Here is a 25,442-nt window from a genome sequence, read left to right as displayed (position 1 = left end):
GGCAATAAAGATACCATTCCCACCTTTCGATGACAATACTGACTGTAAAAATAAAATAGGACAAAAAACATCAAAATACAGACAAAAATTCGTCTATAAATTAAGCGATATTTTTTCAATAAAAACTAACTCATTGTTTTTAAGAAATATTATTATTTGGGGTTTTAATGAAATATGCAGAGTGTAATGAAATATTTACAGCTATTATTGCAATAGCTAAAATCAATCAATAAACGCCTTAACATACCAATGCTAAGACGTTTATAAAATTAAACAATACGTTCGAGGCCTTTTGCGAGATCATCAAGCAGATCATCACTGTCTTCTAAACCAATATGTACTCGTACTAACGTACCCGTAAAATCCACCTTACCCGCAGGACGAATACGATTAAGCTCTTCAGGTTGGTTGGTTAAAATAAGTGACTCATAGCCCCCCCATGAATACGCCATGCTAAAGTGTTCGAAATTATCAAGAAAATTGGCAATCTGGTGGCTATCAAGACGTTTTTTTAATACAAATGAAAATAGTCCACAGCTGCCACTAAAATCACGCATAAAGTACTCATGCCCCTTACAGCTAGGTAAAGCAGGATGATTAACGCGATCGACTTGAGGATGCTGTGCTAGCCATTTAGCAATTTTAATACTACTTTTGTGATGTTGCTTTAAACGCACTCCCATAGTACGTAAACCACGAGCTGCAACATAAGCGGTATCGGCATCCACCATTTGTCCCATCAAATATGAACGTTCTTGTAATTGATTCCAACAACGGCTATTGGCAACAGCTGTACCTAACATCGCATCAGAATGACCAACAATGTATTTTGTGCCTGCTTGTACAGAAATATCAACATCATGATCGAGTGCTTTAAATAACACCCCAGCAGCCCACGTATTATCAACAATGATCACCGCATCAGGATTTATGGCTCTAACAGCTTTTACAATCGCGGGAATATCTTGCACTTCCATAGTAATCGAGCTTGGCGACTCTAAAAAAACGACTTTCGTATTCGGTTGCACCTTATCAGCAATGCCTGCACCAATTAATGGATCATAATACGTCGTATCAACATTGAGCCCTTTTAACACCACATTACAAAAATCTTGAGTCGGTTCATAAGCAGCACCAGTCATTAATAAATGATCACCTGCGCCGACAAACGCTAAAATTGAGTTAGCAACAGCAGCAGCACCACAAGGATAAAGATAGCATCCTGCGCCCCCTTCTATTTCAACCATCGCTTGTTGTAACGAAAAATGGGTCAATGTTCCGCGACGACCATAAAACAATTCACCATTAGCACGATTGGCTGTGGCTTGCTTTTTATCGGCGACTGAATCGAACACTAATGATGATGCCCGTTGAATAACGCTGTTTACTGCACCTTGACCAAATTTTTTTGATCGTCCAGCAGTAATCAGTTGCGTATTTATTTTATGGCTAGACATGTTACTCCCTCAATGTGTCATCCGTATGTTATTGAATATTCATTGTATAGCATGAATAACCACATCAAACTAGCAACCAAAAGTTATTGATTATTCTTATTCGCAGATCACAACCCGTTACTAATACTGTATATTATCTATACCTTCTATTTTGGTCATCGCCCAATGAAAAAAATATGTCTCGCAATACTGACTTTATTACTATTTTCCAGCAATTCTTTCGCAGAAGGTAATATCTGGTTAAACAGCAATCATAAGAATATTACCCCAAATGCCGTCATAAAAAACAACCAAATCTGGTTGCCAAATAACCGTACACAAACACCTAATTTCATTATCTTGCACCAAATGGATCAAAACAAAATCACCCAAGCTTTGATTAATAATCAAGGTGTTATTGTGATTAAACAGAATCAGATATGGATTAATGAAGTTAACACTCAGCCACCATTTGCCATTTTGCGTAATAATAACCAAATTTGGTTACAAGACAATCATGGCACTGTCGCCAACGCTATTATTAAAGCAAATGGTACTTTGTGGTTATCAACCAATGACAGCACAATTGCTGATGCCTATATCGGTGGTGATAATCAACGTCAAAATGGCTTTATTGTGGCTGCATTAATCTTATCTCAGCAATTATGATCCTATCAACATTAGTTACTATTAAACAAATAACCTTTATGGATAGCCACTATCATAATTAGGCTAGTGTCATCAGGAAAATTTCCTTAAAATAAGCGATTGCAATAAGTAACCACTCAAAGAGTACAGAAATGATTAATAATGAATTAAGTGTTATCGATAGCCTTGAAGAACTAGAAGCTTTTTTACTTTCCGTTGAAAATGGCGGTCTTGGATTACAAGGTGTTGAAGGTATCGGTATGGCAACTAACAATACAGATGGTCGTCACTTTATTGCTGTTTTTAATAATCAACATCAACTCATTTACGGACGTTGGATCAGCGATGATGTGTTTAATAATGGTAAAGAATTAGTCAGCAAAGGTCCACGTCGTACTCATTAATTGACGTTATTATACTAAGTAATTGACACCTAAAGCGCCTCTAATAATGACAGGCGCTTTTTTGATCAATAAAAAACAATAAACGATGGTTTGCTATTTTATAAGCGGATGTACTACCATCAGTCGATAATAGACAGAGATAAACACCCATACAATACGGCAAGATAACGCCAATAACATAAATTATTAAAAGCTAAAGGACATTATCATGCCATTACCTTATTACTTGCGATCATTCCCCTTGGTTATCATTTTAAGCACACTTATAATAAGCACTAATGCTACTGCTACTGCTACTGCTACTGCTACTGCTACTGCTACTGCTACAAAACAAAAGTGCAGCCAATTAACATCTATTGTGGATAAAACAATTTGTGCATCACCTGAATTGGCAAAGATGAATCATCAACTTGAACAACAATATGCACAATTGAAAAAATCTCATCGTCCTGTTGATCAAATGGTTATTACCAATACTCAAAATGAATGGCAAGATCAAATAAAAAAGCAGTGTACTAAATCAGAATATATAGAAGGCTGTATTCGTCTTAATTTTCAACGTCAACAGTATGAAATTAAATATGAATCGACGGCATTAACAACAATCAGTAAAAGATGGCAACGTTCAAATTTTTCTTTACGAGAATATGCTAACACCGTAAAAAGCAATACTAAACAATGCCCAACAATCACCACTAAACCAACAAAAAATATCACTCAATTAATTCCGAGCCAGTATGTTTATGCTAAATCTTTAGTTAACGCACAATGTAATACTGTCATCCGCGTTTTTGCTGGATGCAGTATATTAAAAAATAACCGTTGTAATAACTGGCAGCTAAAGCTAGTTGCCTCTGATGCTAATAATCAACACCCTTATATTATTGGTACATTAGCGACAACAAATAGAACCGGAAATAGTGGTGCTATTTTTGTGCCTTATAAATTTAGTCCCAATGGTGACAATCTAATATTAAAAGCAATGATGGGTCCTCCTGGCGCTGGTGGTGGCAACATTAACTATGGCTATGATGTTATTATTCATAATAGTAAACAACAACTTTCAACCTCAACTCAACATTACCTTGCTCCCATAAATGCCCATTTTTATGCCAATAATACTCGAGTTGCTTACTTAGAAAACTCGTCATTATTGCCTAATTATCCTCAACCAGGTGGCGGTTCTAATAATGGCAAACTCATTATTAAAAATATTAATACAGACCAAGTATTGCTGACTAAAGAACGTATAGATACTAGCTACGCAATTAAAAAAATCAATTCCGCAAATCACACCATGACCATCACAACGACCCACCATAGCTTTGGTCGTAAATGCCCAAGAACTGCAGACTCTCTTGACTGTAGTTCTCGTACAACTATTGAAGAAAAAATAGCACTACCCTAAATTTATATTACTTACCTTGATACGATTGAATCGGTAATAGTATTGGTACATTAAATTAGCCCTCGACGTTGAGGGCTATACTCATTGTTTTTCAATATCAACCATTTCTGGTTTATCTTTGTTTGCCTTCACTCGGTAAGTACCGTCTTTATAAGTAATGTTAAACGCAAAATTACTTAAAATCAGACCAATAAAGATAAAGTTATACATCGAGTGAATAATAACTAAGGCTTTGGCATCATGCCCGATTGGTGCCATATGACCATAGCCAATCGTTGTTGCCGTTATAAAACTAAAATAAACCGCATCAAAATTAGACACTAAATCGCTAACGCCACCGGTGGCTTTGTATAACACCGCAAAACCTAAACACACTTCTATATAATTAATGACGAGCATTAAATAAGAACGTTTTTTTGATATCGGTGGGCTGTAAATATCAGAAAGAAATATAATACTAAGTAAATATAATAATGTTTCAAGTAAAAGATAACTAATAAGGATGATTGCAAAAATTGAGTCTTCTATATTACATCTGAATATTATTATTGGTGTTATTAGTTTTAATATGACATAAATTTCTGAACAAATCTTACGAGGTAATAATCCGAACTTCCCGGATAGATGACGAATATATAATCCAGGGAATACATAAGAGGACAACACTAAAAATAATTTAAATAAGCGTTCAATGCCGAAAGTATTCTCTTTTTCATCATCCCAAACGGCTTTTAGGTGTCCATTTTGAATCGTAATTGCCGGTCTTACGCATCTAAACTCAGTACTCCAATGGCTTAGAAATAATTTCCTTAAAAAACCCAAAACAACTCCTATGATGACTACAATTATATAGTATGGCTACTTCATTAATCATATCATTATTTAAGGGAGGTTTTTGTTTCATCTATCTCAGATTAATTTAAAATAACATTTATACATTATTCATGAGGGTATTAATAATAACTGTTCTTATACAAAAAGATGTAGGACATAATATGCACACTTAATAAGTATGTATATTATATCCTACATCAATATTTTTATTTGGCTTACTTATAAATAATAAAATAACTTATGAGCGAGATGCTTGATAAATAGGCTCAATTGTTTTTTCTAATGCTGCGTCAAAATCGGCTTGTGCTTGATCAGCAAATAAATCATCTGTTAACACGCGAGAGAAGCTTGCAATAATACCGTTATTTGCTGCTAATTTTTCACATGCTTGCATAAGTGGGAAGCCACCTGACAACGCAACAACTTTAACGACATTTTTATGTGCAATTAAATCACTGTATAAATTAGCTTGCTCTGGCAATGTGAGTTTAAGCATCACAAGTTGGTCATCGTTAAGTTGATCAAGTTGTGCTAATAACTCACGATGTAAAATAATTTCAGCCTGTGCTTTTTCAGGACTATCAATACTCACTTCTGGCTCAATAATAGGCACTAAACCACCAGCGATAATTGTTTTTGCCACTTCAATTTGTTGAGCAACAACAGCTTTGATTCCAACTTCATTAGCATCCCAGATAACAGAACGCATCTTGGTACCAAATACATCTTTACCTTTGGCTTTAGCAACAAGTGCTTCAAGACCAATAATAGGTTTCATAAGTTGGACACCATTCACTTTATCTTCAAGACCTTGGTCTACTTTAAGGAATGGTAATACTCCTTTATCTTCCCAAAGATAAAGTGAAGAAGGTTTACCTTTAATCTCACGATCTAATGTATTTTCAAATAAAATAGCACCAATAACTTTATCGCCATTAAACGCAGGACTAGTAATAATACGAGAACGCATAGCATGTACTAAATCAAACATCTGCTCATCATTACTATAAGCACTTTCTTCAATGCCATAAGCTTTTAGCGCTTTAGGTGTACTACCACCACTTTGATCTAATGCAGCAATAAAACCTTCCTGAGTGCGCATTTTTTCTAGTTGTTGTGTATTAAATGTAGTCATAAGTTATCCCTCTGCGATGTAAGTTAATCCTGTATACTCGTTAAGTTAGAGTAGTGTTAATTAATCAAAAAACAAAAATTTATAGTTTTCAATGTGTAGTTTGATTTTTGACTTCATTCCCTTGACTTGCTATCTACTATATCCACTATTCGTTTAGCTTAATATGGTTCTTTTGACAATTAATAACTAAAAAAAGCCAATATAAGTTTGATAAAAGAATCTATCGCTCAAAAAACATAACACATTGTTTAGGCGAAAAAAAACCGTATACCTTTATAAGGCCTACGGTTTTAAAAAATTGATTTAGGATTTACATATTACTTTTTAGTAGCTTATCTCTTTCTATGCTTGCAAATCAGCATATTGATCAAGATCAGCAACTGTAACAGCAGTAATAAACTCACCATCTAGGTAAAAATTAACCGCGTCACCTGATTTCTCGCCACGTAATAACGTTGTTGTACCATTACGGTGCGACACTTGCATTTCTAGCGTCTTATCATCAAGTTGTTTAAACGTTGCAGCGTCAATATCACTATTAGTCACACTCGCTAAAGGTACTGTCGTTAATGAACGATCTAGCATATTATTGATTTTTAAATATGTCTTTAACTTCATATCTGCAACTGCTGGTGATTTACCAGTAATTGGATTCTTACCGGTCCAGAATTCAATTGAATTAAAGATAAATAAATCAGCAGTTGCAGCAATACCATATACAGGGCTTAGTAATACATACAATCCTGCACGACCATAACGATTATCAACAGCAGACAAGTTAGCCTTAGTCACGACCTTTGATACGCCCATTTGACCAATACAACCTGTTAGTGTTGTAGCCAATACTGCAATCACTACTGCTTTAAGTGCAAACTTTTTCATTTATAGCTAACTCCGAACATATGATCTGACGAGATCAAAAACGTGCGGATTATAGATTTTTATAAATGTATTACGAGCAAATAAGTAATAGCAAATGTTTCACTTGAAACAGTATTGTCACATATTTCTATATTGTTAACAAAAAACTTAATACTAACATTTATTATTCTTGATCATGTCTTAAGTCACTCTTAAGTTACACTATAGATAATAGTGTTATTCGTTAACTAATAAGGAATAAACAATGCGTAAAATTTTCCATTTAAAGATGACCAGTTTCATTATATGGATGTCTCTTTATTTCACTCTATGCTTTAACTTCCCAACATTAGCAAAAATATTTTCATTAAGTCATACAGTATCGAATCCAATTTTTCCTTATACTGCACCTATTGTTTTACTCGCTGCTTTTATTATCATTTTTAGTTGCTTATGCTGGCCTTATATCTTTAAAGCCATCATGATTTTTTTAACAATAACATCAGCAATGGCATTATTTGCAGAAGTTAATTTCCATACGTTATTTGATAATGCCATTATTGAAAGTATCTTCCAAACACGCTCTGATGAAGCACTGTCGTATGTTAACGCTCACTCTATAACCTATATTGTTGTATTTGGTTTAATACCTAGCATTTGGATTGCTTGTATTAAAATCACCAAGCGCAAAACATTCTTAAAAGAAATAATCGCTCGTATTATACTTATTGGTATCGCAACAACAGCACTGCTTATTATCGCGCTAACTAACTATAAAAGTTATGCTGCTGTTGGTCGTAATAATCATTATTTAAACCGAATGATTATTCCTGGCCATGTCTACGCAGGTGGAAAATACTTATACAAAGAGTTTATTTACAAACCTCTACCCTATAAAAAACAAGGCTTAGACGCGAAACTACTACCAACGAAAAATCATAAGCCAACATTATTTGTCATGGTGTTAGGTGAAACAGCTCGTACTTATGACTATGCTTACAATGGCTATAAACGAGATACAAATCCTTATACTAAAAATGAAGGGATAATTTCATTTAGAAATGTCCAATCTTGCGGTACTTACACCGCGTTATCAGTACCGTGTATGTTCTCTAATCTAACACGCGCTCACTACAACCAAGATCGCGCTTACAGCCAGGATAATGCCATTGATATTATTCATCGTGCAGGTGCCGAAGTATTATGGATTGATAATGATGGTGGTTCAAAAGGCGTTGCAGATAGAGTACCGTATGTGGCTACAGACACCTCAAAACATAACCAATATTGTGATGGTACAAGTTGCTACGATGGCGTAATGCTAAATAAAGCAGCAGCCTTTATTAATAAAGATGATAAAAATAAGCTCTTAGTTTTACACTTAATTGGTAGCCATGGTCCAACATACTTCCAACGTTATCCAAAACAGTTTGATCGATTTAAACCGTCTTGTAATCGTAGCGATATTGAAAACTGTACAGACCAAGAAATTAAAAACGTTTATGACAATACAATTCTCTACACCGACTATGTTGACGAACAAGTTATTAAGCTCTTGAAGAAAAATGAAAACAAATACAATGTAGCAATGCTATATATGTCTGACCACGGTGAGTCACTTGGCGAAAATGGATTTTATCTTCACGGAGCACCTTACCCAATCGCACCTAAAGAACAAAAACATGTACCGTGGCTATTATGGATCCCAACCCAATATGCTCAACAAAAAGGGATTAACCTTAGTTGCTTAAAAGCGAAAGAGAATATTGGTCATTTATCTCAAGATAATTTGTTCCATAGTTTATTAGGCCTTTATGGTGTGCAATCTAAAGTTATCAATCCAGCACTTGATATTAGTGCAAGTTGTAAAGTTGCCCCATAAACGACTAAAGTAACACTATGATTTAATGTATACTTATACATCCTGTATGAGTATACATTTTTACATTGAGTTTATAATGAAGCTATTGATTATTGAAGATTCCTCACCACTACGTCGTAGTTTAGTTGTTGGATTCAATAACCTAGGGATCACAACCGATGAGGCAAGTAATGGTACTGATGGACTCAGCTTAGCGCTTAATAATCCTTACGATATTATTATTTTAGATCTTATGTTACCGGGCATCGATGGTATGGAGATACTCAAACAATTAAGGCAATCAGCGATACAAACACGGGTTATTATCCTTTCAGCTAATAGTCAACACCAAGATCGCATTAATGGATTGCTCCAAGGTGCAGACGATTACCTTACTAAACCTTTTTCTTTTGATGAGTTACACGCCAGAGTTGTTGCTATTTCTCGTCGCGGTATTATTAATAATTTCACCAACACCATAACGATTAATGGCTTTATTTTAGATTCAAACACAATGCGTTTGCGTTATGAAGAGATCGATATTAATCTGACACCTAATGAATTTAAAATTATTGAGTACCTCTTTAACCATCCAAATCAAGTGATGAGCACAGCAATGATCAGCGATAATATTGCCAATAATTTTGATTATATTTCTAAAAACACTATTGAAGCGCATATTTCCACTATACGAAAAAAAATTAAATCTCATCCAATTACAGCGACTTTTCCACTTAAAAATAAACGTGGTTTTGGCTACTATATTGAGAATTAATAATGATTAAAACACGCTCAATAAAAAGAAACTTAATTAATGCAATTTCCGCAATCTTTGGATTATTTATCATCATTGTGTATACATTTATTGATACCAGTATTGATGATTGGGCTCAACAACAGTTCAAAACTGGACTCAAAGAGCAAATGGAGCAGATAAAAGTCTTGATCCATGATCATGCATCTCCCATTGTTGATAACAAGAATAGCCATTATTTTTACCAAATATGGAAAAACAATCAAACAATTAAACGGTCAGTAAATCTTCGTCCCTACCCTGAACTAGACCTGCGCCACACTAAAATTGCAACTAACTCAAATCAGCTGGTTCAAGTAACTATGCCAAATAATGCACCAGGGCAAGCGCTTTTATCGTCATATGTTCATCGTAACAAAGATGGTTCAAGCGACTATATGTATATCACCGTCGCAACCTCAACCAAAAGCCTTACTCGTATAACAGGACTATTAGATATTTTGCTGATTGGCAGCTTTTTATTATCAATGATCATCATTCGAATTGTGACTAAAAAAATTGTTAGCCAAGGATTGCAGCCTTTAGAATCATTAAACCAACAAATTAAAACCTTCAATAACAATAATGATGATTCAAATAAGCATTTTATTTTTGATGGCGCTAAACATTACTCTGAAATTAATTTAATCATTAATGAATTAAATAATTTCTTAGCCATTAATCGTAATAGTATTGAAAATGAAAAGCGCATCACATCAGATATTGCTCACGAAATAAAAACCCCTATCGCTGAACTGATTACACTCACAGAAGTCCACCAGCGTTTTCCTGATGATGAACGGTTAGCCAAAACATTTACCAACGATATTTTACAAATTTCAAATAGAATGCGAGTTATTGTTGAAAATTTATTATTACTTCAGCGTACATCATCAACTATTGATCTTTATAAAAAACCTCTTGATATCGTTATGTTATTAGATAATATTCAACAAGCATTAATGTTCAAATACCCTGACATTACTAATAGAATAACCATCAATATTCAACTAGAGTCAGCCATTATTGCGGATGAATTTAGTATTAAAACAATTCTAACCAATCTAATTGATAATGCTTTATTTTATAGTTTACCCACTGAACATATTAAAATTAATGTACTAAGTTCTCAGGAAAATACAATTATAAAAATAATAAACATGGCAACCGTTATCTACTCAGCAATAGAAATTGAAAAGTTAATTCAACCACTTTATCAATATGATAGCTCAAGATCGAGTGATAGCCGTTATGGTTTAGGACTATCGATTGTTAACAATATTTGTAAAATAAATCAATATCCATTATCCATTACCCAAGCAACTACTGGTAATTTTACGGTTACTGTATCTATATCAAAATAAAGAAGATAAACCACATCTTATCAATTAAAAATAAGATGTGGTTTGCTCTATTTAGATAGTCGACAATTCGATATTAATGGCTTTATATATACAACAAGGTAAGCCGTTAATATAAAAACTGCCTATATCTGAATGTACACCGACATCAGTACTTGTTAGTACATTGTAATTTGACTTAAATACACCTGATAATTGCTTATTTTTCATTTCAGGAAACCACCAACTCAGATCCGCAACAATAGTATCAATCCTTAATTGATCATAAAACTTAACCTTTTGATAAATAATCTTATCTGGTGCCGTTTCTATTGCCGCTATATCCCCTTCTTTTAAACTATGCTTCTGCCCTAGTTTTGAATGCATTTTTACAGTCGGAAATGAATGTTTATTTCTTAATGCTGTAATTTGACGCCCATGAGAGAACATATAATATCGAGATTTTGCCGTAGTGACTCTTAATGGATAGCACTCAGTCAGCGGTAAGTTAGGCCGATATACTGGTATTGGGTCCAATTTTAAAGCATGTAATTTTTGACTATATAATTCAACTTTTCCTGAAGGTGTATCAAAACCTACCGATAAATAAGACAATGTCTGTTGCTTCTCAACATCAGCAACAATGCTTGTTTGCGCTTTTAATTGTATTAAATCAATATCAACCGGCGATAATGCAGATCGCCAAAAATCATTGTCATTATAAACAGGCATGATCCCCATTGCGTGACCAATTTCTGCAATAATTTGATGATCAGGTTTTGCATCACCTACCTGTTGTAATGGCGCCTGATAATGAATCGATCCGTCTTGCCCTTGAGTGACACCTGCATACTCAAAAAAACTGGCAGCTGGCAATACGATATCCGCCATCATGGCTGTTGGCGTCATAAACAATTCAGATACCACTAAAAAATCAAGTTGCTCAAAAGCTTGCTTAACTTTATTGCTATCAGGCCAACTAGTCATTGGATTCGTACCAATAATCAACCCTGCTTTTATCGAATAGGGCTGACCGGTTAGCATCGCATCCATCAACCCCTGACTTGTGGCTCTGAAATATTCAGGGATCGGAGGCGATCCGACACTTTGTTGCCTGATCGTTGGTGATAATTGATCAACATCTTGTGGATCATAAGGCCAGCGTCCATTAATTAATGCTTTTCCTTGCGGTTTGGATTGTCCGCCTTGAATTTCAAGGTTACCTGATAACGCCATTAATATCGCAATAGCGCGATTAACTTGAAAACTATCAGGATTATGGTCAAGCGCATTGCCTGTTATTATCACCGCAGATTTAGCGTGAATATATTGCTGGGTAATATCGGTGATCATATCAATAGATAGCTGACATTCATTCGCTAAATAAGCCAAATCCAGTTGTTGAATATGACTTTGCAAAGCTGAAAAGCCATAACAATAATCAGCTACAAATGCAGCGTCATACCACTGCTGATCGATAATGATCTTAATCATTGCCATCGCTAAAGCAAGATCAGAACCAGGTACTAGTGGTAACCAATAATTCGCATTTTTAGCATGATGTGTTTGTTGAGGATCAATACAAATCGTTGTAGCACCATGCTCTATCGCATGATTAATAGCCCGCATTTCAGTAAAGCGGGTATTATGCTTATTAACACCCCAAAATATAATACAATCAGTCTGTTGATTAATATCAGCGCTAGGATTATAGCCTAGCGTATATTCTTTACCGTATTTTGATGGCGCCCAACATACTGTTTCAGGGCCATGAATATTGACACTATTAGCAGCATTCGCGAGTTTCAATAACTGAGTATTAATAAAATCTTTGGAATAGCCGTAACTAAAAAATACACTATCATCACCATACGTTTTTTGAGTCTGATTGAACTGTAGGGCTATTTCATCAATCGCTTGCTGCCAACTAATTGTTATCCATTGACCTTCACCACGCTCACCTGTGCGCTTGAATGGCTGAGTTAACCGTTCAGGGTGAAGCATTATATCAATCGCATGGAGCCCTTTTGTACACAATGCGCCATGCGTAACAGGATCACGCTTATCCCCTTTTATTGTGTATTGGTTATGCTCATTACAATGCACACTAAGACGGCAACCTGTACTGCATAATCCACATGTCGTAGTTATCACATTATTCATTATAAACTCTCTGATAACGTTGGAATTAATACCGTTTTACCGATAGCAACAGACACTAAAGTAATTAAAGGAACAAGCCACACATATACCGCATAAGGCGCATATACAAAAGGACTCACACCTAATGTTGCCGTCATAAATGCCCCCGCAGTTGTCCATGGAATCAACATTCCAGAAGTCATTGCGCCTTCATTCAATAATCGGCTTAGCATATGTGGTGACAAACCGCGTTCTGCATATACTTCTTTATAAAGTGAGCCATTTAAAATCATCGAAATATAAACTTCACTGGTCGCCATATTACCCAGTACACAGGTAAAAAGAGTCGTTGCAACCAAACTAAAAGTAGAGCGAATATGCGGTAAAATACGTTTTAATAATACGCGAAGAAAACCAACATGCTGTAATAACCCCCCCATCCCTAACGCAATAAACGCTAAAGAGAAAGTCCACATCATGCTTTGGATCCCACCACGAATAAGTAATTTATCGAGGAGAGGATCACCAGAGGGAATATGATACCCAATATTTAAGGATAAGAAGATTTGATGTAGCGGTTGGCTTTGAATAATAATGGCAATTATCGCACCGCAAAAAATACCACAAAATAAGGCTATCTGTGAGGGTACTTTAAATAATGTCATTCCTAACGTTATAATTATGGGCAATAAAACAATGGGGGTAATCTGAAAAATATGGCTAATTGTATCTTGTAATTCAACAATATGATTAACGCTCGTCGTTCCCATTCCAATATAGTAATTACCCATAAAGTAATAGATAACCGTTACGATAATCACTGTCGGTAAACCAACAATAGAGAGTGATTTAAGATGTTGTTGAACTTGGCTACCTACCGTGGCTGATGCAAGTATCGTAACGTCAGAAACTGGCGATAAATTTACCCCGAAAACGCCACCAGAAATAATCATGCCTGCAATCACAGGTAAAGGAAAACCTAAACTTAATCCCATACCAATTAAAGCGACACCAATTGTAGAGGCAGCTCCCCAATTCGTTCCTGTCGCATAAGTGATGGCACAACAAACTAAAAAACCTGCGGGTAAAAAATAAGCCGCAGAAACAAAATTAAGCCCATAATAAATTAATGCGGGGATCGTTCCAGATAAAATCCAAACACCAATGATCATGCCAATAAGAATAAAAGCAAACATGGCTCCCGTTGCTTCTTTTAAACTATCACCAATAAGATCTATTTGTTTAGTTAAAGAATAACCACAACGCGCACTAAATAACATAGTAAGAATAACGGTACAGATTAATAAAATATGTACATCAAGGTGTGCATATAATATTCCAGCCATTAATATAAAAGTAATTATGCTTAATAAAAAAAATGACTCTATAACAGTTGGTAAACGAGGTGTATCTGACAGCATGGTTTAATTCCCATGGTACATGAAAGTGAGCAAATAATTATACAGATTAAATATACTTCTTATTGAAATATGCTATTCATAAACATGCAATATATTTAGATAATCAATCACTTATGACATCAGGACTACTGTCGGTTACATTTAATAGATTTTCATATTACTTGCTGACTTTACTCCGATTATTCTATGAGCAATGTAAATCTTATTATCATTGCTCATTAACGTTGGGATCTTATAAATAATCTACATTTTTATATGATCATCATTTTGATCTATTCCTATCATTTGTTGGATCCCTATCGTCATTATTTCCATAAATAAGCGCAATCTTTTAGCGTAATAATTTGAATATGGGTAAACAAAATAAACAGGCAATGGATCTGCTTGCCAATTTTCCGCAATGTGAACAAGTTGCCCCGTAAGTAAATATGGTTTGACCAACCATGAAGAAATCGCCCCTATACCTAAACCACCTTTAACACATTCGAGTGCTGAATAAAGATTATCGGTCGATAAAATAGGATCTAACGCTAAGCTGCATGTCGTATTTAACACTGTATTTTTTAGTGTTAACTCATGATTATAAAATGTGCTCACGGCAATCCAAGGCCATTGTTGTAGTTCAGTAATATGATTAATATCACCGTGTTTATTTATCACTTCAGGAGCAGCGACAATAATACGAGGCACATAGCCAATCAATTTAGCGACAACATTAGGGTTGGTAATAACACCCACATGAATTGCGCAATCTATATTATCAGCAAGAAAGTCAGGAGAAGTGTCATTTAACAACCAATCAATACGCATTTCAGGATACATCGTTAAATATTTCATTAACGGCTTGATTAATTGTTGTTGTCCAAAAGCATGTGGTGCTCTTACTCTCAATCGACCTTTAATTATCGATGTCTCATTCCCTACCGTATCTTCTAATATCGACCACTGTTCTAATAACTGCTTGGCATATTGATAGCAGGTGTCCCCTTCATCGGTTAATTTTAATTGGTGCGTAGTACGTAGCATTAACTTGCACTTAAATATCTGTTCTAACGACTGCAAACGCCGACTCACCGTAGGCTGGGTGGTATTTAACTGTTTAGCCGCAGCACTTAAACTTCCAGCTTCAACAATCCTCACCCACGTTGTTAGTAACAAAATTCGGTCTAGATTTTTAGGATTATTTGTATTCATACGCTGAGTGTATAACAATATTGCGATAATACCCTCTACAAAATCACATCCCGCTCAGGCATATTCCTATCAAAGATTTTTAGTTCACGGACACAAAGATGACACTCAAGGCTCATACGTTGACACACAATGAAACATTACCACTTAAACAATTATTTGGTTTATCCGCAGGCGCAGGATTTAGTGTCGCTTCAATCTACTATAATCAACCTATTATCGGTTTATTATCACATGCCTTTCATCTAAAAGTCAGTGAAGTCGGACTTGTTCCAATGCTCACTCAAATCGGTTATGCACTAGGGATTTTATTTCTCGTACCATTAGGGGATATGATCAATCGCAAAAAGCTGATTATAACTAAATTAACCCTTCTTTGTAGCGCACTATGGTTATGCAGCTTTGCCTCTACCTTTCCCTACTTATTAATTATAAGTCTACTCATCGGGATTTTAGCCACAGCAGCACAAGACATCGTTCTTGCCAGCGCTGCAATCGCACCATCGAATCAAAGAGGAAAATCAGTCGGGATCGTAATGACAGGCTTATTCTCCGGAATACTCTTATCCCGTGTTTTTAGCGGTATTATTGGTCAGTTTGGAGGCTGGGAAATGATCTTTCAACTCGCCGCTGCTTCTATTCTGCTCTTAATTATATATTTTTGGTTTTCATTACCATCAATGCCATCCCAAAATACACTGACCTATAAACAAATAATGGGTTCGCTAAAACCGCTATGGCAGCAATATCCTCAGTTAAGACAATCAGTGATCGCCCAAGGATTACTGTCAATTGCATTTAGCGCATTTTGGACCACCCTTGCCGTCTTTTTAGCTCATAATTATGGGTTAGGCAGTGCAACAGCTGGCGCGTTTGGATTAGCAGGCGCGGCAGGTGCTATCTCGGCCCCATTAGCGGGCGGATTATCAGATCGCATTGGTGCTAATAAAATACTATTGGTCAGTATTAGCGTTGTTATTTTATCGTTTATTGCCATGCTATTTATTCCACTACTCGCAATACATTTTCAAATTGCGTTTCTAGTGCTGTGTGTTATCTGTTTTGACTTTGGTATTAACTCATCATTAGTCTCACATCAAACAATTGTGTATAGCCTCAAACCAGAAGCCAGAGGACGCCTTAATTCGATTTTATTTACATTTGTATTTATTGGTATGGCAATAGGCTCGGCAGCAGGTGGTTATCTTTATCAACATGTAGGATGGAATGGTGTTTTAGTGCTGGCTATCGTTAGTCCTTTAATAGCATTAATCATTAGAATGAAACCAGCAACACCAACGAATTTAATGTAGCTTCATCTATCATTAATATAAGTCATAATGTCCTTATCATCTGGCACTGATTCAAGATGTTATGACTTATATAATTTCATTATCTATTTTGATATTTGTATAAAGAATGCGATTATGCTCGAAATTTATAACGTCATCTTAAAGCGAACAATCAAATGCAGAGTAAAGTACATAATGTGATGGCGTGGCGTCAGGATATTTTTGCGGGATTATCCGTCGCTGCCATTGCGTTACCCGCCCAAATGGCAACAGCCCATTTAGCAGGCTTCCCCGTTATTTACGGTTTATACGTTTTTGTTGTATCCAGTATTGGTTTTTTCATTTTTGGCAGCAATCGCTATTTATCTTGTGGTGCAGATTCAACCATTGCACCTATTTTCGCAGTGAGCCTTGCCGGTTATGCTGCATTGTTCAGTGTCCAATATATGGCACTCGCTTCCTTATTGGCATTACTGGTTGGAGGGATCTTACTCGCGGTATATGTATTTAAATTAGGTTGGGTAGCCAATTTACTGTCTTATCCGGTGACATTAGGCTTTTTAGCGGGTGTATCCATCCATATTATAGTCAGTCAATTACCTTCTATTTTAGGCTTACCGCATGATTCAGCATCACCGTTTCAAGCCCTTTATCATTTAATACTGAATATTGGACAGCTAAATATCATTACGACCTTAATTGGTGGTGGTGTGTTTACCTTTATCTTTTGGTTTAGTCGTCAATATAAACGCTTCCCTGCTGCACTTGTTGCTTTAGCAGTAAGTATCACGATTGAAATAGCGTTAAATGCCAGCAATATTCATATTCCAACCTTATCCAATCCAGCTGGGTTTGAATTACATTGGGCGTTTATTGGCCTACCTTGGCAACAAGCATTAACTATTTTCCCATTAGCGTTATTGATCGCAATGATTTGTATTGTTCAAACATCAGCGGTTTCAAATACCATTAAAGATCGTAATACCACCCCTAATTTTAACCGTGACTTTGCTGGCATCGGTTTAGGTTCAGTGTTATCTGGCTTAATTGGTGGTTTCCCCGGTAATGCGAGTCCCCCACGCAGTATGTTGATCCAACAAGGTGGTGCGCACTCAAAATGGGCGGCATTATTTTCAGCGGCAGTGATTTGTCTAGTGCTGCTCTATGCTCAAAATGTATTTCATTTAATCCCGAAAGCAACTTTAGCGGGGATCTTAATGTATGTCGGCTTGAGTATATTTAAGTGGAATGAAATTAAGCGGATCTACCAACAAAACCGTCAAGAGTTCTATCTCTGTTTAGCAACCATCTTAATGATCGTTACCTTTAGGATTGATATTGGAGTGATGTTTGGTGTTTTATTATCATTGCTACACAGTGTGTTTATTATCACCCGTCCAAACTGTGAAGAATTGTTCCGTGAGCCTAATTGCGATCACTGGGGACACCGTTCTCGTTTAAACCCAGAAGATAATTTATCTAACGAAGAAGATGTTGCCGTACTCCACTTTTCAGCACCATTATATTTTACGACTTTTTCATACTTTGAAGAGCGTATTTTAAATTTAGCCAATACTCGCCCTTTACTACGCTTAATCATTATTGATGCCAGTAGTATCAGTGATATGGATTTAACCGCAGTTGATAAAATTGAAGTGCTAAGCCAAAAATTAGTCCATCGCAACGTGACGTTAATCTTTGTTAATATCGAACACCCACGGTTTCGTCGTTTGGTTGAAACGACCAACTTACTGACGATCTTGGGTCAAAAAACTGAATATACCAGTATTGAAGTCGCTATTACTGATTATCGTTGAGCATAAAAACCAAACAAAAAGATTAAAAAGATGGGACAGCCATAACTTACGCTTCATAAAAGTGTAATCAATTTGAATACATAGCAATTGGTTATCGCAAAATAGCGATCTTATGGGTGTCCTGTTTTTCTCTGCTTTTTATACTGCGAACAATGACATGAGCTGTTGCGGCTTATCTATAAGATAATCAGGATTTTTATCGATAAGTGCCTTGCGATTATTATATCCCCATGAAACTGCAATACTTTTAATACTTATTTTTTTAGCCGCTTCAATATCACGGGTTTCATCACCAATGTAATAAACATCATCAGCAATAAACTTATTTTTATTGATAATATTTTTTATGATCCTTGATTTACCAAAGATGCTCGACTTAGAAAAGACAGCATCAAACTGAGTAATATTATTTAAACGTAGAAATATATTAATATTTTCTTCTGAATTAGAACTTAATATAAAGAGTTTATGCCCTTCTTGTTTTAAGCCTTCAAGAACAGAATCAAACCCAGTAAATATTTTTTGTTCTGTCATTCGTTGAGTGAAATCACCACGAATTCGATGCGCAATAATGGGTATTTGTAACGGCGATATACCGAGATATTGAATTATTTCTTTGGCGGTCATTGCTCGACATAATTCAATATCATCATTATCAATATATTTAAAATTATATTCATGGTGGATCTTTCTCATTACATCAATATACAACTTAAATGTATCAGCAATTGTTCCATCAAAATCGAAAATCAATACCATTAATAACAACCACTTAGAGTAAAAAACACCCATAAATATTACAACGAGATTTAGGATACGTGCCAACATTTCGACACATATCCAACCTAATAATTAATGCTCGTTCTTTGCTTGTTCTTGCAACGCCTTTTCAGCACTCACTAAATCAGCAAAAGTCCAACCAGCCGCTTCAGTTTTACGCATTAATTCACAGATATCAGAAGTTTGAAATACATCCTCTGAATTGTCACTGTAAGTCACGACTAATTGTTGACCTTTCATATCCCAAGCTTCGGGATCTTTTTCACCAATAAGCCCGTCTAAATAATCGCCTAAGCAGCAATGTACGATTAAGAAATTTTGCATTTGCACGTCTGAAACACCCAAAATTTTGGCAGCTTCAACATAGTCATACATATACGTTGCTGATTCAGTATCAATGAAAAACTTGGTGACTTCTGCATCCCAATACTCAAAGTCTGCAACTTGGGACGATACATAAGACTCAATCGCTTCAACAACAACACAGTAATCACTAACCACTGATTCATATTTTTTAGACATAACAACCCTTTAAATGCTACTTGCATACATCTTGTTGTTCTAACACATGTACACGCTTTAATTATCGCGCAATTATACTCAATACCCAGAGTGTTGATAGCATCATAAATAAAATAGTTCGATAAAAAACGATTAACTACCCCATTCTTTATAACGTAATCTTATAAAAAACAGTCTAAAATTAAAATGTCACATTTATAAATACATATATCAATGAAATAAATATAGATATCAGTTCAACTCATTCTCATTTGACATTTATCATACAATACATCTCACACTTGATTTATATTGCAGGAGATTTATATCATCACATAAAGAACAATCACTATGAACAACAATAAGCTTGGCCTACTTTATAGTAGCATTACACTTTTATTCTGGGGAATATTGCCTATTGCATTAAAACTGTCTGAAAAATTCATTGATGCGACATCACTGAGTTGGTTCCGTTTTTTTATCGCTTTTATTATTATTTTTGCTATTCAATTAACATCTAAAAACCTACACCAGTTTCGCAAAATAACAAAAATTGAAATAATTAAACTCTTTTTTGCCGGTGTTTTTTTAACACTTAACTATGTGACTTTTGTATTAACCTTAAAATACTTATCACCAGGGGAAGCACAACTAAATTTTCAGGTTGCACCTTTTTTCCTCGCCTTTGGTAGCCTGTTATTTTTTAAAGAACGCTTAAGTGCGATTCAACTCTCTTGTTTGTTTACTTTAGCTATCGGCATCATTCTTTTCTTTTATCCCAATATTAGTGGACATGTTCACACCGGAAATAAAGTCTTAATTGGGGTTATTATTATTGAGTTTTCAGCACTCTCTTGGGCGTGTTATACCCTACTACAAAAATCATTAATGGCTACATTATCAACCTCTAATGTTTTATTGTGTGTGTTTGGCATTGGTATGGTTTTACTTACACCATTAACTGATTTTACTCGCTTCTCAACATTAACAAGCTTTGATTGGAGTATTGCTTTATTTTGTGCCTTCAATACTTTAATCGCTTATAGCGCATTAGCCAAAGCATTGGTTTATTGGCCTGCCGCTCAAGTCAGTGCCGTTGTTGCTGTAGCCCCTGTAATCAGCTTTATATCAACCGCGTATGTTGTCGTTATGGGATGGTGGCCAAATATAATAAAAGCACACCCCCTAAGTTCATTATCAATCCTCGGTATTATTGTTATTGTTGGCTCTGTTGCCACTATGCAATTATTACCGCATTTATTGAAAAAAAATACACAGATCAAACAGCCAAATTAATTATTGGTACGATGACACCTTAACGCTTAAATATAAAAAAGGGTTGCCAAGCAACCCTTACATCTATCCGTTAATCTTTACCCTAACAGCGGCTGTTCCAATTCTAGTTCAGGGTTTTTTAATCCCTCAACATTATGTGATATTACGGCTGTTGTAATACCATTCCCTAACACATTAATCGCCGAACGCCCCATATCAAGAATATGATCAATACCCATTAATAATAGAATCCCTGATGCCGGAATATTAAAACTTGGTAGTGTTGCTGCCAATACAACCAGTGCAGATCGTGGCACTCCTGCAATACCTTTAGAGGCTAACATCAGCGTCAACATCAATGTGAATATTTCTGAATTAGACAATTGAATATCATAGGCTTGAGCAATAAACATTGCAGAGAAAGAACAGTAGCACATTGAGCCGACTAAATTAAAAGAGTACCCCAATGGTAAAACAAAAGACGCTAAATTCTTCGAACAACCAAACTTAATTAATTGTTCTAACGTTTTAGGATAAGCAGCTTCAGAGCTTGTTGTAGAAAATGCCACTAATATTGGATTTTTCAACATTGAGGCTAAAGTAAATACCTTTTCCTTTATAAATAAGTAGCCTAACAATATTAAAATTAAACTTGTTATTAAAATTGTAGTATAGAATCCAAAAATGAACTTAGTATAATTTAATAGAACATCTAGACCTTGAGTGGCAATAATAGCTGAGATAGAAGCGAAAATAGCAAAAGGGGCAAACAGCATTACAATATTAGTCACTTTAAGCATCGTATTAGAAATTCCTTCTAATAATGATACCAATTGTTCATTTTGTTGTTGTGGTATAGATGCGCCAGCAATACCAAAAAACAACGCAAAAATAACAATTTGTAATATTTCATTATTCGCCATCGCTCCAACAATACTGGTTGGGATCATATGAGAAATAAAGGCTCTAAAGGATAAACTACTGGTTTCAACATTTAACGATTGTACATCCGTTGATATTAAGTTCATGCCACCGCCAGGATTAATCAATACAACCATGAGTAAGCCTATAAATATCGAGAGTATTGATGCCACAAGAAACCAAGATATTGCTCGTCCGCCAATATTACGAATTGCAGAAATATCTTTTAATTTCATTATTCCTGATGTTAATGTGCAAAATATTAATGGTGCTATAACCATTTTAATGAGATTTAAAAAAACATCTGTCAGTAATGTAATATTTTCAGACCAAATTTGTTGAGATGCTATTCCAAACCATTTATTAATAACAAATCCGACACCGATACCAAGTATCATAAATATCAAAATATATTGAGTAAGTTTATTTATATTTTTCATGCTGCCCTTTGATTTATAAAGTTATACGTATTTTATTGAAAAGATGTTTGTTTTCGTTTCAATCTTACAACCCCAACAACCATAAGAATAATTAATATTTATTATCAAATTAATAAGTAATAGTTATAATTACGGTATTATATTACTTCCAGCTATTATTTTTTATAAATTAGAATCGATTCTCTTTCATTTTATAAATAAATGATAGATATTATGTTTTCACACAAAACTAATATCATTATTTAATCTTATCGTATTGGATATATAGACAAAAAAGATGACTCTTTGCTGATAAGCATGCAAACTATTATCATTATCAACAACTGAGATGTAAACATGATGAATATTGCTATATGGGGTGCAGGAAGCGGATTAGGGGCAGCTATGGTCGATTATTTCCATGGACAAGGGTTCAACGTGATAGCGATTGCACGTAACCCAAGTAAAAATCCTAAGATTACAGGCTATGATCTTACTTCCATTACTTGCGACGCGACAGATAAAACACAAGTTGAAAATGCAGTTGCTCTACTGCCTGAAAATACAGTAAATATTTCAACAATGGGTAGCTTTCATGCTGATATCCCGGTGGATTATATTGGGCATCGCTATTTGATTGATGCACTTGAGCAAAGTTCGTCAAACCGCTTATTGCTGATTACATCTTTAGGTTGCGGGGATTCATGGCAATTTCTATCAGATCGCGCTAAACAAGTCTTTGGTGGTGCTTTACGTGAAAAAACACTGGCGGAAGCGTGGCTTCAAAGCAGCGGTTTAGACTATACCATTCTCCGCCCTGCAGGACTTAAAGATGGAGCCCCAACCTACCAAGGTCAGCTATCACAAAATAGAGAAGTACATGGTGCTATTACTCGTAGTGAGGTTGCACGATTGAGCCACCAATTGCTTTTAAATAATGATAATTTCGGTCAAATATTCCAGTGTGTTGATCCCAACGTAGCAGCCTACTAAATTTCAACATCATTATAAAACGAAAAATCAGGAGGTAATATCAAGCTTACCTCCTTCATAAAAACATTGATTCATAATCATGATTGGCTGATAGTCATTCGTTATAATGCGTACTTTTTAATAAAACTATCTAAATGCATTCATTAAATACTGTTTCCAACATCGTCTATTAATCCTTGTTTCTTTAATTCAGAGGTAATTGCACCCTTTGTTCGCCCATGCATATCTGAAAGCTCATTAATTAAAGCCCCATTATTAAAAGCAGCTATTAATTCACTCCTTTCATCATTATTCCAAGCTAATCCCGCATTTTTAGGTAAGCCCTTCGCAATATTTAGTTCTTTTTTTTGTTCAATTGACATTTTCCCTTTTTTAGATAATTTAACTAATTTCATCATCGTAAATAATGAACGAATAACATCAGGATCATTATAAGGTGAGCATTCTGGTAATGTTTCACCGGTTATAGGATCCACTCCGTTTGCTAGTGCTTCCACATTTTTTAACGCTGTAATAATATCCATATATCCCCTGCTTTTTATTGTATTCAATAACCTACCTTAGATTCATTTTTAACAATATAAAAAACAGTTTAAATCAGACACTGTTTATATTTCATACTCGATAGACATCACAAAATCATGGAAAAACATAAAGGGAAAGCATAGAGAAATGTAGGATCCAATTTCATTCAAAAACTCAATCGCCTTTTCAGCCACAAAGAATAAACTTTGGTTACGTTTAGAATGTCCTTTAGGGAAGGTGAAGCAGTCTGAAGTGGCCACGTAAATATGCGGCAGGAACAACAATGTCAGCTTTTCTACTATATTGCCTGCGCGACGCGTATTCTTATCTGTTAACTGCGCTTTTCAGCCTTCGTTACACAAACAAAAAACAGCTCTTTCATTGGAATATAATTGCAATGGTATCCATGAATATTTGCTGCAACCCACTGCTCAGAAGTAACACCAGAAAAATTAATGTTATAACCACAGTTGATTGCAATATGCTCAAATAACAAACGTTGAGCGCGACCGTTACCTTCACGAAATGGATGTAGAACGTTAATATCGCAATAATACTCAGCTAATTTAGTAAGAAATTCATCGTAAGGTAGATCAACTAAATACTTATCTTTTTCTAACATTGAGAACAGGCTATTTGCTTCTTTTTCAATCCTAACAACGTTACAAAAACGGGTATTGCCTTTTGAAATATCAATCGTCCTTAGAGTACCCGCCCATTCAAATAGATCCGAGAACAAAATGTGATGAATTAAACTCAGGTAGGTAAAGTCGTAAGGAGGTAATTGAAACTCCATATACATTGCAGCTAACGTCGTTAAATCACGTTCAGCAGCCTCTAATATAGCTTCATTCTTAATATTGAGCTTATTAACTAGAACCGTACTATTTTCGTAAGTATAAGGATCTGGTGTTGTGCCATATTTATCAGCCATTGAGCGCCTCTAACTAATTTACGTTTGAGTACTTATCTAGCAAAATTTGACGTTGTTGCTCTCTATCAAGTGATAAGTCGAAATCACTAGCAATATCATGCCCTTCTAAACGCATACTCTCTTTAAAATTATCCATTTTAACTTGTTCGAAATATGCATGTTTGTCTTCATAAGAAGCAAGCGTTGAGCTACTTGGTATCACTAAATCAATGTTATTAAGTTGAGATTGAATAGCTTTCCCTGATTCAAAAACACCCCAACTATTAATCGAAAAACGAAAGGTTCGACCTTGACGCTCTCTTTGAATATTTAAGCCTAGATTTTTAACTAATGAGTTAACTACAGATTGTACTTTACGTTCAGAGATCCCTGTAGCAGCAACAATAGCTTGAGTATTTGGAGCATCTAATCGTGTCATTGCAGCTAAAACTAATAATTCGTACTTCACTCTTACCTCGCACATTTATGCGGAAATAATATTAGTCTACTACTCAAAAAGAGTGATTACCAT

23 protein-coding genes are annotated in these 25,442 nt (G+C 35.3%); 10 read left to right on the top strand and 13 right to left on the bottom strand.

All coding sequences use genetic code 11. The features are described from left to right. Positions 1-269: 269 nt before the first annotated feature. Positions 270-1,457: a cystathionine beta-lyase gene (gene metC / locus BTO21_RS04615; protein ID WP_065193649.1), complete on the bottom strand. Its 1,188-nt coding sequence runs from the start codon at positions 1,455-1,457 to the stop codon at positions 270-272. Between the two features lie 165 nt (positions 1,458-1,622). On the opposite strand from metC, the gene BTO21_RS04610 reads away from it, so the two are divergent. The 3 genes from BTO21_RS04610 to BTO21_RS04600 all read left to right on the top strand — a co-directional run bounded on the left by BTO21_RS04610 (position 1,623) and on the right by BTO21_RS04600 (position 3,896). Beyond that, on the top strand, positions 1,623-2,105 hold the full coding sequence (locus BTO21_RS04610; protein ID WP_045028635.1) for a hypothetical protein: 483 nt from the start codon (positions 1,623-1,625) through the stop codon (positions 2,103-2,105). 134 nt (positions 2,106-2,239) lie between these two features. Further along, positions 2,240-2,488 (top strand): hypothetical protein, encoded by a 249-nt coding sequence (locus BTO21_RS04605; RefSeq protein WP_045028713.1) that lies wholly within the window; start codon positions 2,240-2,242, stop codon positions 2,486-2,488. 358 nt (positions 2,489-2,846) lie between these two features. Continuing rightward, entirely contained in the window at positions 2,847-3,896 is a 1,050-nt protein-coding gene (locus BTO21_RS04600) for a lysozyme inhibitor LprI family protein (protein ID WP_162270871.1), read from the top strand. Between the two features lie 81 nt (positions 3,897-3,977). Here BTO21_RS04600 and BTO21_RS20225 read toward each other — a convergent pair whose 3' ends face one another. From BTO21_RS20225 to BTO21_RS04585, 3 genes are all read right to left on the bottom strand, one after another. Then, positions 3,978-4,295 carry a potassium channel family protein gene (locus BTO21_RS20225; protein ID WP_107198964.1) on the bottom strand — a complete coding sequence of 106 codons (318 nt, stop codon included), beginning with the start codon at positions 4,293-4,295 and terminating at the stop codon, positions 3,978-3,980. Positions 4,296-4,968: 673 nt separating this feature from the next. Next, on the bottom strand, positions 4,969-5,865 hold the full coding sequence (locus tag BTO21_RS04590) for a fructose bisphosphate aldolase (RefSeq protein ID WP_045028643.1): 897 nt from the start codon (positions 5,863-5,865) through the stop codon (positions 4,969-4,971). 342 nt (positions 5,866-6,207) lie between these two features. Further along, positions 6,208-6,747, bottom strand: coding sequence for a DUF3332 domain-containing protein (locus BTO21_RS04585; protein WP_045028645.1), 540 nt, complete (start codon positions 6,745-6,747; stop codon positions 6,208-6,210). A 244-nt stretch (positions 6,748-6,991) separates the two neighbouring features. On the opposite strand from BTO21_RS04585, the gene BTO21_RS04580 reads away from it, so the two are divergent. From BTO21_RS04580 to BTO21_RS04570, 3 genes are all read left to right on the top strand, one after another. Further along, on the top strand, positions 6,992-8,608 hold the full coding sequence (locus BTO21_RS04580; protein ID WP_105026706.1) for a phosphoethanolamine transferase: 1,617 nt from the start codon (positions 6,992-6,994) through the stop codon (positions 8,606-8,608). Positions 8,609-8,684: 76 nt separating this feature from the next. Beyond that, positions 8,685-9,362: a response regulator transcription factor gene (locus tag BTO21_RS04575; RefSeq protein WP_045028646.1), complete on the top strand. Its 678-nt coding sequence runs from the start codon at positions 8,685-8,687 to the stop codon at positions 9,360-9,362. Positions 9,363-9,364: 2 nt separating this feature from the next. Beyond that, entirely contained in the window at positions 9,365-10,744 is a 1,380-nt protein-coding gene (locus BTO21_RS04570) for a sensor histidine kinase (protein WP_045028648.1), read from the top strand. Positions 10,745-10,795: 51 nt separating this feature from the next. Here BTO21_RS04570 and BTO21_RS04565 read toward each other — a convergent pair whose 3' ends face one another. The 3 genes from BTO21_RS04565 to BTO21_RS04555 form a co-directional block, all read right to left on the bottom strand. Then, positions 10,796-12,883, bottom strand: a complete 2,088-nt coding sequence (locus BTO21_RS04565) for a molybdopterin-containing oxidoreductase family protein (protein ID WP_045028649.1) — start codon at positions 12,881-12,883, stop codon at positions 10,796-10,798. Beyond that, on the bottom strand, positions 12,883-14,283 hold the full coding sequence (locus BTO21_RS04560) for a Na+/H+ antiporter NhaC family protein (protein ID WP_105026705.1): 1,401 nt from the start codon (positions 14,281-14,283) through the stop codon (positions 12,883-12,885). Before BTO21_RS04560 ends, BTO21_RS04565 begins: the two co-directional genes overlap by 1 nt. Positions 14,284-14,526: 243 nt before the next feature. Continuing rightward, complete coding sequence (locus tag BTO21_RS04555; RefSeq protein WP_045028650.1) at positions 14,527-15,477, bottom strand: LysR family transcriptional regulator; 951 nt, start codon at positions 15,475-15,477, stop codon at positions 14,527-14,529. 98 nt (positions 15,478-15,575) lie between these two features. On the opposite strand from BTO21_RS04555, the gene BTO21_RS04550 reads away from it, so the two are divergent. Then, the gene (locus tag BTO21_RS04550) at positions 15,576-16,787 is read left to right on the top strand and encodes an MFS transporter (RefSeq protein WP_045028651.1); all 1,212 of its coding nucleotides are present in this window, start codon (positions 15,576-15,578) and stop codon (positions 16,785-16,787) included. A gap of 155 nt (positions 16,788-16,942) precedes the next feature. Then, on the top strand, positions 16,943-18,583 hold the full coding sequence (locus tag BTO21_RS04545; RefSeq protein ID WP_052672631.1) for a SulP family inorganic anion transporter: 1,641 nt from the start codon (positions 16,943-16,945) through the stop codon (positions 18,581-18,583). A 138-nt stretch (positions 18,584-18,721) separates the two neighbouring features. Here the strand turns inward: BTO21_RS04545 and BTO21_RS04540 are convergent, their stop codons facing one another. Together BTO21_RS04540 and BTO21_RS04535 are read right to left on the bottom strand one after the other, a co-directional pair. After that, positions 18,722-19,342, bottom strand: a complete 621-nt coding sequence (locus BTO21_RS04540; protein ID WP_082960853.1) for an HAD-IA family hydrolase — start codon at positions 19,340-19,342, stop codon at positions 18,722-18,724. Between the two features lie 93 nt (positions 19,343-19,435). Continuing rightward, positions 19,436-19,885: a hypothetical protein gene (locus tag BTO21_RS04535; protein ID WP_045028652.1), complete on the bottom strand. Its 450-nt coding sequence runs from the start codon at positions 19,883-19,885 to the stop codon at positions 19,436-19,438. A gap of 330 nt (positions 19,886-20,215) precedes the next feature. Between BTO21_RS04535 and BTO21_RS04530 the strand changes: the two genes are divergently transcribed. Then, positions 20,216-21,160 carry a DMT family transporter gene (locus BTO21_RS04530; protein ID WP_045028653.1) on the top strand — a complete coding sequence of 315 codons (945 nt, stop codon included), beginning with the start codon at positions 20,216-20,218 and terminating at the stop codon, positions 21,158-21,160. 77 nt (positions 21,161-21,237) lie between these two features. Here BTO21_RS04530 and BTO21_RS04525 read toward each other — a convergent pair whose 3' ends face one another. Then, positions 21,238-22,500 (bottom strand): dicarboxylate/amino acid:cation symporter, encoded by a 1,263-nt coding sequence (locus tag BTO21_RS04525; RefSeq protein ID WP_045028655.1) that lies wholly within the window; start codon positions 22,498-22,500, stop codon positions 21,238-21,240. Between the two features lie 336 nt (positions 22,501-22,836). Between BTO21_RS04525 and BTO21_RS04520 the strand changes: the two genes are divergently transcribed. Further along, positions 22,837-23,472, top strand: a complete 636-nt coding sequence (locus tag BTO21_RS04520; RefSeq protein ID WP_181314953.1) for an SDR family NAD(P)-dependent oxidoreductase — start codon at positions 22,837-22,839, stop codon at positions 23,470-23,472. Between the two features lie 143 nt (positions 23,473-23,615). On the opposite strand, the gene BTO21_RS04515 is transcribed toward BTO21_RS04520, so the two are convergent. The 3 genes from BTO21_RS04515 to BTO21_RS04505 all read right to left on the bottom strand — a co-directional run bounded on the left by BTO21_RS04515 (position 23,616) and on the right by BTO21_RS04505 (position 25,379). Next, positions 23,616-23,996: a hypothetical protein gene (locus BTO21_RS04515; RefSeq protein WP_045028656.1), complete on the bottom strand. Its 381-nt coding sequence runs from the start codon at positions 23,994-23,996 to the stop codon at positions 23,616-23,618. 332 nt (positions 23,997-24,328) lie between these two features. Further along, complete coding sequence (locus tag BTO21_RS04510) at positions 24,329-24,931, bottom strand: putative adenosine monophosphate-protein transferase Fic (protein ID WP_045028658.1); 603 nt, start codon at positions 24,929-24,931, stop codon at positions 24,329-24,331. A gap of 13 nt (positions 24,932-24,944) precedes the next feature. After that, positions 24,945-25,379 (bottom strand): YhfG family protein, encoded by a 435-nt coding sequence (locus BTO21_RS04505; RefSeq protein WP_232580956.1) that lies wholly within the window; start codon positions 25,377-25,379, stop codon positions 24,945-24,947. Positions 25,380-25,442 lie beyond the last annotated feature (63 nt).

Origin of the sequence: Photobacterium phosphoreum (assembly GCF_002954725.1) — a bacterium.
GTDB lineage: Bacteria > Pseudomonadota > Gammaproteobacteria > Enterobacterales > Vibrionaceae > Photobacterium > Photobacterium phosphoreum.
This window is presented reverse-complemented; position numbering and strand designations above follow the sequence as displayed.

Bases quoted from the DNA above. Each gene is read 5' to 3' on its own strand.
- BTO21_RS04545 (WP_052672631.1), top strand. From the start codon at position 16,943: ATGCAGAGTAAAGTACATAATGTGATGGCGTGGCGTCAGGATATTTTT.
- BTO21_RS04535 (WP_045028652.1), bottom strand. From the start codon at position 19,885: ATGTCTAAAAAATATGAATCAGTGGTTAGTGATTACTGTGTTGTTGTT.
- BTO21_RS04565 (WP_045028649.1), bottom strand. From the start codon at position 12,883: ATGAATAATGTGATAACTACGACATGTGGATTATGCAGTACAGGTTGC.
- BTO21_RS20225 (WP_107198964.1), bottom strand. From the start codon at position 4,295: ATGCTCGTCATTAATTATATAGAAGTGTGTTTAGGTTTTGCGGTGTTA.
- BTO21_RS04580 (WP_105026706.1), top strand. From the start codon at position 6,992: ATGCGTAAAATTTTCCATTTAAAGATGACCAGTTTCATTATATGGATG.
- BTO21_RS04590 (WP_045028643.1), bottom strand. From the start codon at position 5,865: ATGACTACATTTAATACACAACAACTAGAAAAAATGCGCACTCAGGAA.
- BTO21_RS04585 (WP_045028645.1), bottom strand. From the start codon at position 6,747: ATGAAAAAGTTTGCACTTAAAGCAGTAGTGATTGCAGTATTGGCTACA.
- BTO21_RS04575 (WP_045028646.1), top strand. From the start codon at position 8,685: ATGAAGCTATTGATTATTGAAGATTCCTCACCACTACGTCGTAGTTTA.
- BTO21_RS04510 (WP_045028658.1), bottom strand. From the start codon at position 24,931: ATGGCTGATAAATATGGCACAACACCAGATCCTTATACTTACGAAAAT.
- metC (WP_065193649.1), bottom strand. From the start codon at position 1,457: ATGTCTAGCCATAAAATAAATACGCAACTGATTACTGCTGGACGATCA.
- BTO21_RS04555 (WP_045028650.1), bottom strand. From the start codon at position 15,477: ATGAATACAAATAATCCTAAAAATCTAGACCGAATTTTGTTACTAACA.
- BTO21_RS04520 (WP_181314953.1), top strand. From the start codon at position 22,837: ATGATGAATATTGCTATATGGGGTGCAGGAAGCGGATTAGGGGCAGCT.
- BTO21_RS04560 (WP_105026705.1), bottom strand. From the start codon at position 14,283: ATGCTGTCAGATACACCTCGTTTACCAACTGTTATAGAGTCATTTTTT.
- BTO21_RS04540 (WP_082960853.1), bottom strand. From the start codon at position 19,342: ATGGTATTGATTTTCGATTTTGATGGAACAATTGCTGATACATTTAAG.
- BTO21_RS04515 (WP_045028656.1), bottom strand. From the start codon at position 23,996: ATGGATATTATTACAGCGTTAAAAAATGTGGAAGCACTAGCAAACGGA.
- BTO21_RS04530 (WP_045028653.1), top strand. From the start codon at position 20,216: ATGAACAACAATAAGCTTGGCCTACTTTATAGTAGCATTACACTTTTA.
- BTO21_RS04525 (WP_045028655.1), bottom strand. From the start codon at position 22,500: ATGAAAAATATAAATAAACTTACTCAATATATTTTGATATTTATGATA.
- BTO21_RS04610 (WP_045028635.1), top strand. From the start codon at position 1,623: ATGAAAAAAATATGTCTCGCAATACTGACTTTATTACTATTTTCCAGC.
- BTO21_RS04570 (WP_045028648.1), top strand. From the start codon at position 9,365: ATGATTAAAACACGCTCAATAAAAAGAAACTTAATTAATGCAATTTCC.
- BTO21_RS04550 (WP_045028651.1), top strand. From the start codon at position 15,576: ATGACACTCAAGGCTCATACGTTGACACACAATGAAACATTACCACTT.